The 14,674-nt window shown below is 74.8% G+C and carries 19 protein-coding genes; 14 read left to right on the top strand and 5 right to left on the bottom strand.

All coding sequences use genetic code 11. From position 1 onward, the window contains the following. Positions 1–14: 14 nt before the first annotated feature. The 4 genes from VNF07_10565 to VNF07_10550 all read left to right on the top strand — a co-directional run bounded on the left by VNF07_10565 (position 15) and on the right by VNF07_10550 (position 2,650). Positions 15–386, top strand: coding sequence for a DUF167 family protein (locus VNF07_10565; GenBank protein ID HVB06674.1), 372 nt, complete (start codon positions 15–17; stop codon positions 384–386). Between the two features lie 133 nt (positions 387–519). Next, positions 520–1,218, top strand: a complete 699-nt coding sequence (locus tag VNF07_10560) for a TraR/DksA C4-type zinc finger protein (protein HVB06673.1) — start codon at positions 520–522, stop codon at positions 1,216–1,218. 65 nt (positions 1,219–1,283) lie between these two features. After that, positions 1,284–1,703 (top strand): signal peptidase II, encoded by a 420-nt coding sequence (gene lspA, locus VNF07_10555; protein ID HVB06672.1) that lies wholly within the window; start codon positions 1,284–1,286, stop codon positions 1,701–1,703. Further along, positions 1,700–2,650, top strand: a complete 951-nt coding sequence (locus tag VNF07_10550) for an RluA family pseudouridine synthase (GenBank protein ID HVB06671.1) — start codon at positions 1,700–1,702, stop codon at positions 2,648–2,650. The genes lspA and VNF07_10550 overlap by 4 nt, the downstream gene beginning before the upstream one ends. Positions 2,651–2,664: 14 nt before the next feature. On the opposite strand, the gene VNF07_10545 is transcribed toward VNF07_10550, so the two are convergent. Further along, entirely contained in the window at positions 2,665–3,393 is a 729-nt protein-coding gene (locus tag VNF07_10545; protein ID HVB06670.1) for a sigma-70 family RNA polymerase sigma factor, read from the bottom strand. A 248-nt stretch (positions 3,394–3,641) separates the two neighbouring features. Between VNF07_10545 and VNF07_10540 the strand changes: the two genes are divergently transcribed. Beyond that, positions 3,642–4,241, top strand: coding sequence for a histidine phosphatase family protein (locus VNF07_10540; protein ID HVB06669.1), 600 nt, complete (start codon positions 3,642–3,644; stop codon positions 4,239–4,241). A gap of 46 nt (positions 4,242–4,287) precedes the next feature. Here the strand turns inward: VNF07_10540 and VNF07_10535 are convergent, their stop codons facing one another. Further along, positions 4,288–4,737 (bottom strand): Rrf2 family transcriptional regulator, encoded by a 450-nt coding sequence (locus VNF07_10535; protein ID HVB06668.1) that lies wholly within the window; start codon positions 4,735–4,737, stop codon positions 4,288–4,290. An 82-nt stretch (positions 4,738–4,819) separates the two neighbouring features. Here VNF07_10535 and VNF07_10530 point away from each other — a divergent pair, with 82 nt between their 5' ends. The 5 genes from VNF07_10530 (at position 4,820) to VNF07_10510 (ending at position 9,685) form a co-directional block, all read left to right on the top strand. After that, positions 4,820–5,962: an alkaline phosphatase family protein gene (locus VNF07_10530; protein ID HVB06667.1), complete on the top strand. Its 1,143-nt coding sequence runs from the start codon at positions 4,820–4,822 to the stop codon at positions 5,960–5,962. Continuing rightward, the gene (locus tag VNF07_10525; GenBank protein HVB06666.1) at positions 5,959–6,507 is read left to right on the top strand and encodes a cob(I)yrinic acid a,c-diamide adenosyltransferase; all 549 of its coding nucleotides are present in this window, start codon (positions 5,959–5,961) and stop codon (positions 6,505–6,507) included. Before VNF07_10530 ends, VNF07_10525 begins: the two co-directional genes overlap by 4 nt. Before the next feature lie 19 nt (positions 6,508–6,526). Beyond that, positions 6,527–8,017 (top strand): leucyl aminopeptidase, encoded by a 1,491-nt coding sequence (locus tag VNF07_10520; protein ID HVB06665.1) that lies wholly within the window; start codon positions 6,527–6,529, stop codon positions 8,015–8,017. Continuing rightward, positions 8,014–8,832 carry an ROK family protein gene (locus VNF07_10515; protein HVB06664.1) on the top strand — a complete coding sequence of 273 codons (819 nt, stop codon included), beginning with the start codon at positions 8,014–8,016 and terminating at the stop codon, positions 8,830–8,832. The genes VNF07_10520 and VNF07_10515 overlap by 4 nt, the downstream gene beginning before the upstream one ends. 664 nt (positions 8,833–9,496) lie before the next feature. Further along, a complete protein-coding gene (locus VNF07_10510) occupies positions 9,497–9,685 on the top strand; it encodes a tail fiber protein (GenBank protein ID HVB06663.1) in 189 nt (62 codons plus the stop codon). 29 nt (positions 9,686–9,714) lie between these two features. On the opposite strand, the gene VNF07_10505 is transcribed toward VNF07_10510, so the two are convergent. Together VNF07_10505 and VNF07_10500 are read right to left on the bottom strand one after the other, a co-directional pair. Next, the gene (locus tag VNF07_10505; protein ID HVB06662.1) at positions 9,715–10,071 is read right to left on the bottom strand and encodes a hypothetical protein; all 357 of its coding nucleotides are present in this window, start codon (positions 10,069–10,071) and stop codon (positions 9,715–9,717) included. Next, positions 10,068–10,628, bottom strand: a complete 561-nt coding sequence (locus tag VNF07_10500; GenBank protein ID HVB06661.1) for a hypothetical protein — start codon at positions 10,626–10,628, stop codon at positions 10,068–10,070. The genes VNF07_10505 and VNF07_10500 overlap by 4 nt, the downstream gene beginning before the upstream one ends. An 85-nt stretch (positions 10,629–10,713) precedes the next feature. Here VNF07_10500 and VNF07_10495 point away from each other — a divergent pair, with 85 nt between their 5' ends. Both VNF07_10495 and VNF07_10490 read left to right on the top strand, forming a co-directional pair. Then, a complete protein-coding gene (locus VNF07_10495; GenBank protein HVB06660.1) occupies positions 10,714–11,469 on the top strand; it encodes an inositol monophosphatase family protein in 756 nt (251 codons plus the stop codon). Between the two features lie 9 nt (positions 11,470–11,478). Further along, on the top strand, positions 11,479–12,213 hold the full coding sequence (locus VNF07_10490) for a C4-type zinc ribbon domain-containing protein (protein ID HVB06659.1): 735 nt from the start codon (positions 11,479–11,481) through the stop codon (positions 12,211–12,213). An 11-nt stretch (positions 12,214–12,224) separates the two neighbouring features. On the opposite strand, the gene VNF07_10485 is transcribed toward VNF07_10490, so the two are convergent. Next, positions 12,225–12,497, bottom strand: coding sequence for a hypothetical protein (locus VNF07_10485; GenBank protein HVB06658.1), 273 nt, complete (start codon positions 12,495–12,497; stop codon positions 12,225–12,227). Positions 12,498–12,614: 117 nt separating this feature from the next. Between VNF07_10485 and VNF07_10480 the strand changes: the two genes are divergently transcribed. Both VNF07_10480 and VNF07_10475 read left to right on the top strand, forming a co-directional pair. Beyond that, positions 12,615–12,767 carry a hypothetical protein gene (locus tag VNF07_10480; GenBank protein ID HVB06657.1) on the top strand — a complete coding sequence of 51 codons (153 nt, stop codon included), beginning with the start codon at positions 12,615–12,617 and terminating at the stop codon, positions 12,765–12,767. A 58-nt stretch (positions 12,768–12,825) separates the two neighbouring features. After that, on the top strand, positions 12,826–14,466 hold the full coding sequence (locus VNF07_10475; protein HVB06656.1) for a DUF2142 domain-containing protein: 1,641 nt from the start codon (positions 12,826–12,828) through the stop codon (positions 14,464–14,466). Positions 14,467–14,674: the final 208 nt, after the last annotated feature.

Below are 14,674 nucleotides of genomic sequence, written 5' to 3'. Positions count from 1 at the left end.
TAGAGTAGGCGGCCATGCCCGCACAATTGTTCGAGGTCGTGGCCCCCACCGGCGCCGACGAGACGCCGGCGATCACGCTCCATGCGCAGCTGCACGCCGGCGCAGGGAAGGCGGAGCTGACCGGCTTCGGCCAGTCCGCGCTCGTGCTGCGGGTGGCGGCTCCCCCCGCATCCCCGCCCGCCAACCGTGCCGTCCGCGAGCTCGTCGCCGAGCTCTTCGGCGTCGCTCCCGAGGCCGTGAGCGTCCTCGCCGGCGAGCGCAACGCCGGCAAGCAGCTGCGCGTCGAGGGGGTCGACGAGGCCGAGGCGACCCGCCTCCTCGACATCGCCCGCGCCCACCTCGGCGATGCCCCAGCGGCGCGTGGCCGTGCGGGTCGCGGCCACTGAGCCCTCGGCGCTCCCGACCGGCCGCACGGCGGGATCGGTTAGTCTGTCGCACCCTCGTCCCCCGAGAGGAGGCAGTCCGATGCCGCTTCGCACCCGGACTCCGGCGTCCGCACCCGCGGAACCATCCAAGGCAGTGCCCGGCGCGAAGAGTGCCGCGACGAAAAAGACCGCACCCCTCGCGGGCAAGGCGGTCGCAGCCAAGCGCGCGGCGCCCGAAAAGGGCGCCCCGCCAAAGAAGGCCGCCGCCGAGAAGGCGCCGGCCAAGGCCGTCGGCAAGGTGACCGCGCAGAAGGCCGGCGCCGAGAAGGCGCCGGTGAAAGCCGCCGCCAAGGAGACCCCCGCGAAGGCGGCCGCGAAGAAGGCGCCGGCGAACAAGGCCGTCGCCGAGAAGGCGCCGGTGAAGGCCGTCACCAAGTCCGTCCCCCGTCCCCCCTACAAGCCCACCCCCGGCGGGTACGCCAACGACGACCGCTTCCTCGCCCACCAGCGCGAGGCGCTCCTCGCTGAGCGGGTGACCTACCTCGAGCAGGCGGCGAGCCTGAAGGCCGAGGCGGAGTCCCTCGTCGAGGAGATGGAGCCGGGCGACGTGCAGTTCGACGAGGAGTCCGGCGAGGGCGCCACCTCGACCGTCGACCGCGAGCGCGACCTCGCCCTCTCCGCGCAGGCGCTCCTCGCCGTCGAGGAGATCGACTTCGCGTTCGCGAAGATCGCCAACGGCCGCTACGGCGTCTGTGAGGGCTGCGGCGAGCTGATCGGCAAGCCCCGCCTCGAGGCGCTCCCCTATGCGCGCCTCTGCATCGCCTGCAAGAGCGGCGGGCTCTCGCGGCGCTGAGCACCGCGACCTCGCCGGCCACCGGCCGGCGGCGCCTCGCCGCCTCCGGCGCCCTCGCCCTCGCCGTGATCGCCGCCGACCAGGGGACCAAGGCGTTCGCCGTCGCCGCCCTCTCCGACGGCCACGACGTGCACCTCGTCGGCCCGTTCTCGCTCGTCCTCGCCTACAACCGCGGCGTGGCCTTCTCGCTCGGCTCCTCGGTGGGGGCGCCGCTCATCGCGCTCGCCGCCGTCGTCGTGGTCGTGATCGTCGCCTTCGGGCGGCGGCTCCCGGGCCGCCTCGGGGTGGCCTCGCTCGGGCTGGTGGTGGGCGGCGCGCTCAGCAACCTCGGCGACCGGCTCTTCCGCCCGGCGGGCGTCGTCGACTTCCTGCACAGCACCTTCTGGCCGACCTTCAACCTCGCCGACAGCGCGATCGTCGTCGGTTGCGTCCTCCTCGCCCTCGCCCTCCTCAGGGAGCGCCCCGCAGGGTCGCCGGCACGGTGAGCGACCCCGTCGAGGTCCCCGCCGCGCTCGACGGCGTGCGCGTCGACCGCGCCGTCGCCTTCCTCTCCGGCCGCTCGCGCGCCGAGGTCTCGCTGCTCATCGAGGCCGGCGCGGTGACCGTCGGCGGCGTCGTCGTGACCCAGCGCAGCCGCGCCGTGCGCTCGGGGGAGCGCCTCGGCTTCACCCTCGACCCGCTCGCCGCGGCGAGCGGCCCGCTGCGCGGCGTCGCCGGGGTGGCCTTCGCCGTCGTGCACGCCGACGAGCAGCTGATCGTGATCGACAAGCCGGCCGGCCTCGTCGTCCATCCGGGCGCCGCGCACCGCGAGGACACGCTCGCCGCCGGGCTCCTGCACCGCTTCCCCGACCTCGCCGCCGCGGCGGCCGCCGGGGCGGGCGAGGCCGACCGCCCCGGGATCGTGCACCGCCTCGACAAGGACACCTCCGGGCTGCTCGTCGTCGCCCGCACCCCCGAGGCCTACCGCTCGCTCGTCGCGCAGCTCGCGGCGCGCACCATGCACCGCCGCTATCTCGCGCTCGCCCTCGGGCGCGTCGAGGCGGAGGAGGGGCTCGTGGAGGCGCCGATCGGCCGCAGCCGCCGGCAACCGACCAAGATGGCCGTCACCGTGGACGGCCGGGAGGCGCGCACCCGCTACCGGGTGCTCGAGCGTTTCAGCGAGCCGGAGCCGGCGACCTACCTGCAGCTCGAGCTCGAGACCGGGCGCACGCACCAGATCCGCGTCCACCTCTCGGCGATCGGCCATCCCGTCGCCGGCGACCCCCGCTACGGCGGCGGGCGGAGGGGCTTCGGCGCGCTGCGGCGCCCCTTCCTGCACGCCGCTGAGCTCGAGCTCACCCACCCCGGCACGGGCGAGCAGGCGCGCTTCACCTCGCCGTTGGCGCCGGAGCTGGAGGCGGTCCTCGCCGGGCTGCGCCGCGCCGCCGAGTAGACGGGCGGCGGAGCTCAGGCGGCGGGGTGCAGCGCGCCGACCTCGGGCTGGGTGGCGAGGAAGCGCAGCGCCTGTGCCTCCACGCTGCGCACGCGGCGCACGCCGATGCCGAGGCGCTTGGCCGTCGTTTCGAGGGAGGCGGGCGGCTCGCCCTGCAGGCCGAAGCGGAGGCGGACGACGTCGCGCTCGAGCTGGCCGAGGCGGTCGATCGCCTCGCCGAGCTGCTCGAGGGAGACGAGGTCGGCGACCTCCTCGTCGATCGGCGAGAGGTCCGCGGCGAACAGGTCACCGAGGGTCGCGGTCGCCTCGCTGCCGAGCGGCTGGTCGAGGCTGGCGACGACGCGCGGCAGGCGCGGCTCGCCTCCCTCGCCGTCGCGCTCGGCCGCCGACTCGGCAGCCACCGCGTCCTCGGGGAGGCGGATCGCCCGTCCCTTGGACTGCACGGCGCGCTGCAGCGACTGGCGGATCCACCAGGTGGCGTAGGTGGAGAACTTGAAGCCCCGTCGCCAGTCGAACTTCTCGACGGCACGCATCAGGCCGAAGGTCCCCTCCTGGATGAGGTCGGTGAGGTCGATGCCGCGACCCTGATAACGGCGCGCCCAGTGGACGACGAGGCGCAGGTTGGCGGAGATCATCTCCTCGCGGGCCTGGTCGTCGCCCTCTTCGACCCGGCGCGCCAGCTGCACCTGCTCGTCCGCGCTGAGCAGCGGGTGACGACCGAGGTCGTCAAGGAACAGCCGCATGAGATCGGGACCGGCACCCGCACGCTCGAGGATGTCGTCTCCGTGGGTCGTGGTAGCGATGACCGCGCCTCCTTGGCACTTGCGCCGTTACGGTCGTAGGGAATCAACGACCGCTTCCGGCCCCGACCTGAGTCTTCTGGTCGGGTTCTAACTTTGCAGCTGTACTAACGCTTCATTGCCCGTTCGCATTCCAATTCATGTCCCCGAAACGGTGAGCAACCTGGGAGCTTGCCGAGATGAGGTGGTGAATGGCCTCCGTGCCGGATAGTACGGAGCGGCCCGTCGGCCGGATCATCGTCGTGCGACACGGGTCGACGGAGTGGAGTCGCTCGGGCCGTCACACCGGCCGCACCGACGTTCCCCTGGACAGCGCGGGCCGCTCCGCCGCGGCGGGGCTCTCGGGCCGCCTCGCCGAGCTCGGGATCGTGGCCGCCTGGAGCTCGCCGCTCTGCCGGGCGCGGGAGAGCGCGGCGCTCGCCGGCTTCGCCGAGGCGCGCCTCGCCGATGACCTCATGGAGTGGGACTACGGGGACTACGAGGGACGCACGACGGCCGAGATCCGCGAGGAGCGCCCCGACTGGGCGCTCTTTCGCGACGGCTGCCCGGGCGGCGAGACCCTCGTTGAGGTCGAGGCGCGCTGCACGGAGATGATCGGGCGCGTCCCCCTCGATCCCGAGGCCGAGGGGGCGGCGGCCCTCTTCGCCCACGGCCACTTGCTGCGGGTCCTCGCCGCCACCTACCTCGACCTCGGCGGCGCGGCGGGCGCGCACTTCGTGCTCGACACCGCGACGGTCGGGATCCTCGGCTTCGAGCGCACGACGCGGGCGCTGCGCGGCTGGAACGCCTGAGGGCGGCGCTTGACACCGGGGCCAGGCCCGGGCGTCGTGCCGCTGATCAGTCGAGGAGCGGGATCGCGCCGGCCATGCCGCGGGCGCGGGCGACCATGTCGGCGAGGGTGAACGAGTCGAGGTGGTGGCGCATGTGCTCGCCGACCTCGGACCAGACGGCGAGCAGGGCGCACTGCCCCTCGTGGTCACAGGCACCGTTCTGGTGCGGCTCGCCGAAGTCGCCGACGACGATCGGCCCGTCGACCGCCGAGACGATGGCGCCGAGGGTGATCTCGTCGCTCGCCCGCGCGAGCACGTAGCCGCCGCCGACGCCCCGTTTTGAGCGCACCAGCCCCGCGCCCTTCAGGGCGAGGAGGATCTGCTCGAGGTAGGGCTGGGGGAGCCCGGTGCGCTCGGCGATGTCCCGCACCGAGGTCGGGCCGTTCTCATCGACGCGCAGCGCCAGCGACAGCAGTGCCCTGCTCGCATAATCCCCGCGAGTCGAGACAGAGCGCACCTCCCCATGCTACGGCGCACGGAGGGTTTGAGCTGCGGCTCGCCGGGGTCGCGGCGGGTGGGGCGGACCTAAGCTCCCGGGAATGGCACTGCGGGACGACCAGCCTCGCGACGCGGCCGTGCTGCTGCCCGACGCCGTCCTCCCCGACTTCGGGGGCGCCTGCATCGCCTCGCTCGTCCCCGCACTGTTCTCCCGTCACGACGGGGCGGCCCCGGACTGGCTCCCTCCCTCGCTCATCGACGCCGAGCAGGTGGTGCTCTTCGTCGTCGACGGCCTCGGAGCCCGCCAGCTCGAGGAGCGTCGCTCCCTCACGCCGGTGATGTCGGCGATGGAGCGCTCGCTGCTCACCTCCGTCGCCCCCTCGACGACGGCCGCCGCGCTCACCTCGATCACCACCGGCCTCGCCCCCGCCGAGCACGGCCTGCTCGGCTACCGCCTCGCCGAGCGGGGCGCGGTGCTCAACGTGCTGAAGTGGCGGATCGGCGAGGAGGACGTCCGCGAGCGCCTCGCCCCCGCCGCCTACCAGCCGCACCTCCCCTTCTTCGGCCGCCCCGTCCCGGTCGTCAGCCGCGCTCGCTTCTCGGGCTCGGGCTTCACCGAGGCGCACCTGCGGGGCGCGCCCCTCGTCGGCTGGAGCCTCGCCTCGAGCATCGCCGTCGAGGTGCGCCGCCTCCTCGACGCCGGTGAGCGCTTCGTCTACGCCTACTACGACGGCCTCGACGCCATCGCGCACGAGCGCGGCCTCGGTGCCCACTACGACGCGGAGCTCGCGCACGTCGACCGCCTCGTCGCGGCGCTGCAGGATGCCCTCCCCGCCGGCGCCGCGCTCGCGATCTCCGCGGACCACGGCGAGATGGAGGCCGCCTCGCCCTCGATCGACCTCGCGCCGGCGATCGGCGAGGTTCCCGTCCGCCACTCCGGCGAGGGGCGCTTCCGCTGGCTCGGCGTCGCCCCCCACGAGGCGGCGGGGCTCGTCGGCCGCCTGCGGCACCACCTCGGCGAGCGCGCCTACGTCGCCCGCCTCGATGAGCTCGAGGCCGTCGGCCTCTTCGGCGGCCCGGTCGCCCCCGAGCACCGTGCCCGCCTCGGCGAGGTGGCGGTGATCGCCCGCGCCGCGGTGAGCTTCCTCGACCCGGACGACCCCTCCGAGGGACGCCTCGTCGGCCGCCACGGCGGCCTCTCCGCCGCGGAGATGTACGTCCCGCTGCTCGGTGCGCGACGGTGAGGATCTACACGCGCCACGGCGACGACGGGACGACGGCGCTGCGCGCCGGCGCGCGCCTTTCGAAGGCCGACGGCCGCTTCTCGCTCCTCGGCGACCTCGACGAGAGCCAGGCCGCCCTCGGCGTGGCGCGCGCCGAGGCCGAGCCGGGCGGGGCGCTCGACACGCTGCTCCTCGAGCTCGAGCGCGACCTGTGGATGGTGATGGCCGACGCTGCGCTCCCGACCGAGCGCCTCGCCGCCGAGGCCAAGGTCGACGAGGCGATGGTCGCCCGCCTGGAGCGCGAGATCGACCGCCTCCGCGAGGCGCTCGCCCTCTCGCCCAACTTCTCGGTCCCCGGCGCCAACCGCTGCTCGGCGGCGCTCGACCTCGCCCGCGCCGTCGTGCGCCGCGCCGAGCGCTCCGCCGTCGCCCTCGGCCTCTCGGGCCCGTTGCTCGCCTACCTCAACCGCCTCTCCGACCTCTGCTGGGCGCTCGCCCGCGACGCGGAGGAGGTCCACCTCGTGCACGGCGCCCGCCGCCGCGGCGAGCCCGAGACGGCCACGTGAGGGCCGAGAAGGAGCAGCGATGAGCCCCGAGCTCCACGGCACCTCGTCCGCGCCCGACGCCGACGCCACCGCGCGGGGCGTCTACGAGGAGCTGCGCGCCGCCGACGGCGGGATCCTCGACGCGGGCGCGCTGCAGCGCCGGGGCTTTTCCGGCAAGCTCGGCGAGGCGGTCGCGAACGACGTCGAGGGGCGCCTGCAGATCCTCGTCGGCCTCGGCCTGCGCGCGGAGCTCGGCACCGAGGCGCTGCGGCGCGCCGGGGCGGCGGCGGCGCGCGCCGCCGCCAGCTGCCTGACGCTCGTCATCGACCTCACCGGGATCGACCTCGAGGGCGTCTCCCCCCTCGCCGTCGCGCAGGCGACCGGCGAGGGGGCGCTCCTCGCGAGCTACCGCTTCGAGCGCTTCCGGAGCGAGGAGGAGGGCCCCGGCCTCGCGCAGATCGCGCTCACCGGCCTTGACGGGGCGGCGCTCGCCGAGGGGGCGCGGCGCGCCAACGCCGTCGCGCGCGCCGTCGAGCTCTGCCGCGACCTCGTGAACACCCCCGCGGGCTCGCTCACGCCGCGCGACTTCGCGGCGACGGCGGGCGAGGTCGCGGCCGCCGCTGGGCTCGGGATCGAGGTGCTCGAGGAGGAGGGGATCGCCGGCGAGCGCCTCGGGGGCCTCGCCGGCGTGGCCGCGGGCTCGGAGGCCCCGGCGCGCTTCGTGAAGCTGCACTACGAGCCGGAGGGCGCGCCGCCCTTCACCGTCGCCCTCGTCGGCAAGGGGATCACCTTTGACTCGGGCGGCCTCTCGCTGAAGCCGGCGAACTCGATGATGACGATGAAGACCGACATGTCCGGCGCCGCCGCGGTGCTCGGGGCGATGAGCGCCTGCGCGGCGCTCGGCGTCGGGGTGCGGGTCACCGGCTACCTGCCGATCACCGAGAACATGCCGGGCGGCGCGGCGACCAAGCCGGGCGACGTGCTCACGATCCGCAACGGCAAGACGATCGAGGTGCTGAACACCGACGCCGAGGGGCGGCTCGTCCTCGCCGACGCGCTCAGCCTCGCGGTCGAGGACGGGGCCGACGCGATCGTCGACCTCGCCACCCTCACCGGCGCCTGCGTGGTCGCCCTCGGGATGGAGATCGCCGGCGTGATCGGCAATGACGACCGCCTGATCTCCAAGGTGCGCGCCGCGGCGGCGGCCGCGGGGGAGGCGCTGTGGCCCCTCCCGCTGCCCCCCGCCTACCGCCGCCACATCGATTCCGAGGTCGCCGACATGAAGAACATCGGCACCGCGGGCCAGGCGGGCGCCCTCGTCGCGGCGCTCCTCCTCGAGGAGTTCGTCGGCGACGTGCCCTGGGTCCACCTCGACATCGCCGGGCCGGCGCGCAGCGAGGAGGACGACGGCTACCGCCGGAAGGGCGGGACGGGCTTCGGTGTGCGTACCCTGATCACACTGCTCGAGGGCTACGAGCCCCTCGGCGGCGTCGTCCAGGGCAGGGCTGAGGGGATCGAGGTGCTCCGATGAGCGAGACGGACAGCGCGCCGGAAGCGGCGCCGGCGCCAGCGCCGCAGCACCCCTTCACCCTCGCGGTCGACGTCGGCGGGACGGGGATCAAGGCCTCGGTGCTCGACGCCACCGGGAAGATGGTCGCCGACCGCGTGCGCGTCGACACCACCTACCCGCTCTCGCCGGAGACCTTCGTCAGCGACATCGTCGAGCTGGCGAAGCCCCTCCCCTCCTACGACCGCGTCTCGGTCGGCTTCCCGGGGGTCGTGCGCGAGGGGCGGGTCGTCACCGCCCCCCACTTCGTCACGACGCACGGGCCGGGGAGCAAGGTCTCCAAGGAGCTGCTCCGCGCCTGGAGCGGTTTCGCCGCGGTGGACGAGCTCTCCAAGCGCCTCGGGCACCCGGTGCGGATCCTGAACGACGCCGACCTGCAGGGCCTCGACGTCGCGCAGGGCAAGGGGCTCGAGCTCGTCGTCACCTTCGGCACCGGCGTGGGCACGGCACTGTTCATGAACGGCGTGCTCGCTCCCCACCTCGAGCTCGCCCACCACCCCTTCCGCAACGGAGGGACCTACAACGACCAGCTCGGCGACGCGGCGCTGAAGCACGTCGGCGTGAAGCGCTGGCGCAAGCGCGCCAAGCTCGGCCTCGAGACCCTCGACGAGCTCGTGAACTTCGACCACTGCTTCGTCGGCGGCGGGAACTCCCGCCACCTGTCGGGGCGCCTCGACGAGGCCCGCTACACGGTGATCGACAACATCGCCGGGATCCTCGGCGGCATCAAGCTCTGGGAGGACTCCCCCGGGGTCCCCGGCGAGGCGCAGGAGGCCTAACCGCCGGGCACCTCCGGCGCGGGCCGCCGGCGCTCGGGCGCGGCGCGCGCTCTCACGGCTTGTCAGCACCTCTCGTCGCGTTTCGTGCACGACGGATGGCGGACACGCATCCCCCAGTTGCGGCGCGAGTGGCTGGGCACCCCCGGTGCCGCCCCGGCGCCGGCCTGCCCGATCGGAGGACCCCGTTGGCCCCCCGCTCTGGGCGAGCACGAGGTAGCCGGCGGCGTTCACGCAGGCGACGGCTTCGGTCGGGGCTGCGGGGTGCGACTCGGTCGCCGTCGCGATGCCGGCCCCGGCGGCGAGCAGGCCGGCCGCGGCGAGGCCGGCGGCGAGCGATGACGAGGATCTCGCTCCCCCTGAAGCCGGAGCGGGGCCAGACCGGGCCCCGTGGCGCGCCCGGGGCAGCGGGCCCCGCAGGGGCCGGCGGGGCCGGCCGGCGCGGTGGCGGGGGCACCGGCCCCGCGGGGAGCAACGGCTCCAACGGCACGAATGGCGCGAACGACAGCAACGGGGCGGTCGGCCTCACGGGGGCGGCCGGCCTCACGGGGCCGTCGGGGACGGCTTCGCTCTTCGGGGCGAACACGAGCGGCACCTCCACCGCCGAGAGCGACGGGGGCGCCCTGCCTCCTCGGGCAGGTCTTCCTCACGGCGGGAACGGGGGCCGGTGGGGAACCCGGAGACGATGCCCGCCGACGGCCAGCTCCTCACGATCAACGGAGCCACCGCGCTGTTCTCGTTGCTCGGCGTGACCTACGGCGGGAACGGCACGAGCAACTTCGCCCTTCCCGACCTGCGCTCGATGGCGCCCGACGGCCTCACCTACGTGATCTGCACCACGGGCACCTTCCCCTGAGCGGCGGCACGGCCGCCCCCGGGGCGGCCTCACGCACCGGCGAGGTTGGCGCACTGCGCCCGCAGCGCTCCCGTGAGGTCGCTCTCGGGGACCCGCGAGCTCTCCGAGAGTGTGGCGGCGAGCGCCTGGAAGTCGGTGTCGCTGCTCGCCGCGAGCGCCGCGTTCGGCAGCGCTTCGCGCAGGTCGACGTTCGCCCGCTGGAGCAGGCGCACCTGCGCCGCGCCCGTCGCGTGCTGCGCCCGGCCGTAGAGGCGGAGGGAGGCGTCGACCTGCGCACAGGCCTGACGGGCGAGGCCGGTGGACTGCGAGCTGCAGGCCGAGAGGCCGAGGGCGCCGCCCCCGACGAGCGCGACCCCGACGAGGCGGCGGCCGAGCCGGCGCCTCATTCCCCGAGCCAGGCCGGCGTCGCGTCGAGGAGGAAGCGGCTGACCAGAAGGGCGCGGTCGAAGGTGTCGCAGAGCAGCTCCTCGCCGGCGAGCACCGCGGCGAGGGAGATCTCGCGGCGGGCGACGATCGTGAGCCGTCGCGCCGGCGGGTCGGTCACCGAGCCGAAGGAGTCCGTCGCGGAGATCTCGAGGGGGAGGTCGACACCGCCGACGCCGGCGAGGTCGATCGCCAGGCGGAGCAGGTCGGGGCCGTGGGTGAGCGGCGGGATGCCCCAGTTGAAGGTGATCGGGAAGGCCCACTTGTCGGGAGGGTCGGCGTCCTCGGGGAGGGCGACCACGGTGTCCTCGAAGTCGAGGAGGATGCGCGGGTCGACCTCCAGGGCGAGGTGGAGGTCGATCGGCCCGCCGCAGCCCTCCTCGGGGTGCAGGTCGACCTCCCAGAACTGCCGCAGCGAGTAGGTCTCGACGAAGTGCCGCTCGTCGTGGACGTGGAAGCCGTGGTCGACGGCGTGGTCCTTCAGCTCCGCGACGTACCCGGCGACATCGATGACCGCCATCGCGTGGAGTGTAGGCAGCACGGGCGGCCCTGCCGCGCCGGCGGGAGGCAGCGGCGGGGGAGGGCCACCGCTAACCTGCGGCCCGATGGCCGAGCGCGACCTGCTGGCGGTGCTCGAGGAGGCCTCCGCCGCCGTGCGCGCCGCCCTGTCGGCGCTGCCGGACTGGGGCCCGGCGGGGACGATCGCGGGCCAGTACCACTCGGACCTCGCTGCCGATGCGGCGGCGATCGCGGTGCTCGAGGGCGCGGGCCTCGGGGTGCTCTCCGAGGAGAGCGGCCTCCACCACCCCGAGCGGGCGCTGCTCGCGGTGCTCGACCCGCTCGACGGCTCGACGAACGCCTCGCGGGGCGTCCCCTGGTACGCGACGAGCATCTGCGTCCTCGACGGTGAGGGCCCGTTCGCCGCGCTCGTCGTCGACCAGGCGAGGGGCACCAGCTACCGGGCCACCCGCGGTGGGGGGGCGACCCGCGACGGCGCGCCGATCGGGCCGAGCGGCACCGAGCGCCTCGGCGAGGCGGTCGTCGGCCTCGCCGGTTACCCCGCCCGCTACCTCGGTTGGCGCCAGTTCCGCGCCTTCGGCGCCGCGGCCCTCGACCTCTGCCTGGTCGCCGACGGCGCCCTCGACGCCTACCTCGACGTCAGCAGCGCGGCGCACGGCCCCTGGGACTATCTCGCGGGGATGCTCGTCTGCACCGAGGCCGGAGCGGTCGTCGGCGAGCGCGAGGGCCGCGACCTCGTCGTGCGCGAGCACGGGCCGCGGCGCGCACCGCTCGCCGCGGCGACGCCCGCCCTCGCCGCGGAGCTGCGCGCCGCGGTCGCCGGCCCCTCGGGCGCTCGGTAGGTTGGCGGGGTGACCGACGGCACCGAAGCTGGCGGGGGCTACGCGCCGCTGCTCGCCCTGCAGGCGCTCGACTCGCGCGTCGACCAGCTCCGCTACCAGCGCGAGCACCACCCCTCCCGCCTCGCGCTGAACGAGCTCCTCGCCCGCCACAAGAAGCTCGCCGCGGAGGTCGCGCCGCTCGAGGCGCGGGTCGCCGAGTTCGACGCCCGACAGGGCGAGCTCGAGCGGGAGATCGGCGAGACCGACGCCCGCGTCGCCACGATCGAGGCGCGCCTCAAGGCCGGGAACGCCGGCTCCTACCGCGACGAGGGAGCGATGTCCGAGGAGATCGCCTCCCTGCGCCGCCGCAAGAGCGCGCTCGAGGACGACGAGCTCGAGGTGATGGAGGCGCGCGAGCCCGCCGACGAGGCGCTCGCCGCGCTGCGCGCCGACGACGGGTCGACCGCAGCCAGGGCCAAGCAGGAGCACGCCACCCTCCTCGCCGCGGAGGCCGCGCTCGACCGGGCCCTCGCCGAGGCGGCGGCGGAGCGGGCCACCCTCGCGGGCGGCGTCGAGGGAGCGCTCCTCGCCGACTACGAGAAGCTGCGCGCCCACCTCGACGGCGTCGGCGTCGCCCGCCTCGAGCACGGGGTGTGCTCGGGCTGCAACCTCGCCCTCTCGGCGGGGGAGCGCGACCGGATCGTGCACGCCGCGGCGGGCGAGCGCTTCCACTGCGAGCAGTGCGGGCGGATCCTCGTTCCCTGAGGGCAGCGGCCCTAGGGGCCGGTCGGGGGCGGCGGGCGGCGGCGGCTCAGCAGCGCCACGATCAGCGCCGCGAAGAGCACCGAGACGATGAGGCCGAAGCCGTAGGAGTAGCGGTAGCGCCAGCCGAAGACGAGGCGGGCGAGCAGGCCGCCGAGGAACGAGCCGGCGAGGCCGATGACGATCGTCTGCAGGATCGGCATCGGGTTCGGGCCGGGGACGAGGAGGCGCCCGAGGGCGCCGACGATGAGCCCGGAGAGGGCGAGCGAGACGATCAGCAGGAGCACCCCGCCATCGTCGCGCCACCGGCTCGGGCGCGCTCACTAGCGACCGTCGGGTCGGGTCCTCCCCGGGCGCCGACCGGCCGTACCCCTCAGGACGAGAGACCGCGATGGGAGGGCCTGATGAAGGACCGCTCGCCGCTCCAGAGGCTGCTCCGCCGTCTCCTCCCGCTCGTCCTCGCCGCCAGCCTCGGGATCGCCGCCGCCTGCGGCGGGTCGGGCGGTGGCGGCACGAACACGACCAACACGGCGCACAACGGCGGCATCGCCTACTGAGGCTCTCGGCCATCGGCTCCCTCGCCGGGCGGGCGGGGTGGGCGATGATGGGAGCGCTGTGCGCCCGATCCGAGAGAACGCCGCCGCGCGCGCCGCCGCGCGACTGAGCGCCCGTCGCTTTTTCCTCCTCTCCTTCCTCGTCCTGTTCGGCGCCGCGGCGATCTGGTCGGCGGCGAGCCCGATCCTCGGTGGCCCGGACGAGCGCGCCCAGGTGATCAAGGCCGCGGCGGTCGATCACGGCCAGTGGACCGGGTGCTTCCTGTACGCGCCGAAGCTCGGCCACTGCGTCCCTGACCCGACGAAACCGGACTCGCAGGTGAAGCTCCCCCAGTTCTTCGCGCTGATCGCGGCCAGCGTCCCGCACGACCCCTCCGACGGCCCAGACCTCGCGTGCACGATCCACCGCCCGACGGTGCCGGCTTCCTGCATGAATTCCCTCGACCGGCCGCCGAGCAAGCGCGACATCACGGATGGTTCCATCCTCTACGCGCACACCTATGTCGCCCGCTACCCCCCGCTCTACTACCTCGCCGTCGGGCTGCCGAGCCGTCTCGGCGGGAGCTCGATCGACATCTACCTGATGCGCCTCATCTCCGCCGCGCTCTCGGCGCTGTTCCTCGCGCTCGCGTTCACCGCCGCCTTCTGCTGGTCGCGCAACCGCCTGCTGGTGCTCGGCCTGCTGGTCGCGGTGACCCCGATGGCCCTCTACCTCGCCGGGGTGGTGAACCCGAGCGGCCTCGAGATCGCGAGCGCGACCGCGTTTTGGACCGCGGGGACGATCCTCGTCACCGAGCGTCTGAGCGACGCGCCCGCGGGGCTGCGCTGGCTGTTCGCGCTCTCGGGCGCGACCTTCGCCCTGCTGCGCGGCATCTCCCCATTCTGGGTGGCCTGCAGCCTGGCGCTGCTCGCCCTCGTGCCCCGGCGCGCCGCGCTCGCACGCGCGTTGCGGGGACCGCGACTCCTGCTCCCGCTCGCGGCGATCGCCGCCGCCTCACTCGGTGCGCTCGCCTGGATCATCCCCGAGCACGCGCTGCTGCAGTTCCACGGGACGCTGCACGCGGGGGTGCCGGCGAACGTCTCGACCTTCACGATCCTCGCCAACTCCTTCGGCCACACCCGCTACTACCTGGCGGACATGGTCGGGGTCTTCGGCTCCTTCGACGCGTACTCACCCCTCGTCACCTTTGTGGTCTGGGGCCTCCTCGTCCTCGGCCTCGTCCTCGCGGCGATGCGCCTCGGCGGCCGGCGCGCCGTCGTGCTGCTGGCGCTGCTCGTCGTCGGGATCATCCTCCTCCCCGTCGCGATCTCGAGCTCGCACGCCCACGAGTACGGCTACAACTGGTCGGGGCGCGACACCCTCCCGCTCGGCGTCGGCCTGCCGATCCTCGCCGCCGGCTTCCTCGGGGCCTGGTCCTCGGGGGAGGGGCGCGAGCGCGCCCTCCGCCGCGCGTCGGGCGCGCTCCTCCCGTTGTGGGGTGTGGCGCAGTTCCTCGCCTTCGCCGAGGCGCTGCGGCGCAACGCCGTCGGCACGCACGGTGCGATCGTCGGCTTCATCACCCGCGCGAGCTGGCACCCGGCGATCGGGATCCTCCCCGCGCTGCTCCTCGAGATCGTGGCCCTCGCAGCGCTCGGCGGGGTCGCGGCGGTGGTCGGGGCGCGCAGCACCGGGTCGCCGCCCCGCTCGCCGGCATCGCCCTGACCGCGGGGCCACCGGTACGGCCCGGGGGGTGCAGGTGAGTGCCCGCGCCCAGCTCGGGGGAACGATCGAGTCGATCGAGGAGGGGGTAGGCACCGCCGATGCCTACGCGCTGATCAGGTCGTCCGACGTCATGTTCGGACCGGCAGAACGAAGAGCCGGGGGCGGCTCGCCACGTCGCCCACCGGGACGGGCGCCCGCGTCGAGCGCC

The organism is Acidimicrobiales bacterium (genome assembly GCA_035533595.1).
Taxonomy (GTDB): Bacteria; Actinomycetota; Acidimicrobiia; order Acidimicrobiales; family Bog-793; genus DATLTN01.
Note: the sequence above shows the minus strand (reverse complement) of the source record. Positions and strands in the feature narration are given on the sequence as shown.

What these genes read in the sequence shown, in the direction of transcription:
- VNF07_10520 (HVB06665.1), top strand. Translation starts at nt 6,527, where the DNA reads ATGAGCCCCGAGCTCCACGGCACCTCGTCCGCGCCCGACGCCGACGCC.
- VNF07_10565 (HVB06674.1), top strand. Translation starts at nt 15, where the DNA reads ATGCCCGCACAATTGTTCGAGGTCGTGGCCCCCACCGGCGCCGACGAG.
- VNF07_10515 (HVB06664.1), top strand. Translation starts at nt 8,014, where the DNA reads ATGAGCGAGACGGACAGCGCGCCGGAAGCGGCGCCGGCGCCAGCGCCG.
- VNF07_10530 (HVB06667.1), top strand. Translation starts at nt 4,820, where the DNA reads ATGGCACTGCGGGACGACCAGCCTCGCGACGCGGCCGTGCTGCTGCCC.
- VNF07_10545 (HVB06670.1), bottom strand. Translation starts at nt 3,393, where the DNA reads ATGCGGCTGTTCCTTGACGACCTCGGTCGTCACCCGCTGCTCAGCGCG.
- VNF07_10500 (HVB06661.1), bottom strand. Translation starts at nt 10,628, where the DNA reads ATGGCGGTCATCGATGTCGCCGGGTACGTCGCGGAGCTGAAGGACCAC.
- VNF07_10540 (HVB06669.1), top strand. Translation starts at nt 3,642, where the DNA reads ATGGCCTCCGTGCCGGATAGTACGGAGCGGCCCGTCGGCCGGATCATC.
- VNF07_10480 (HVB06657.1), top strand. Translation starts at nt 12,615, where the DNA reads ATGAAGGACCGCTCGCCGCTCCAGAGGCTGCTCCGCCGTCTCCTCCCG.
- VNF07_10495 (HVB06660.1), top strand. Translation starts at nt 10,714, where the DNA reads ATGGCCGAGCGCGACCTGCTGGCGGTGCTCGAGGAGGCCTCCGCCGCC.
- VNF07_10505 (HVB06662.1), bottom strand. Translation starts at nt 10,071, where the DNA reads ATGAGGCGCCGGCTCGGCCGCCGCCTCGTCGGGGTCGCGCTCGTCGGG.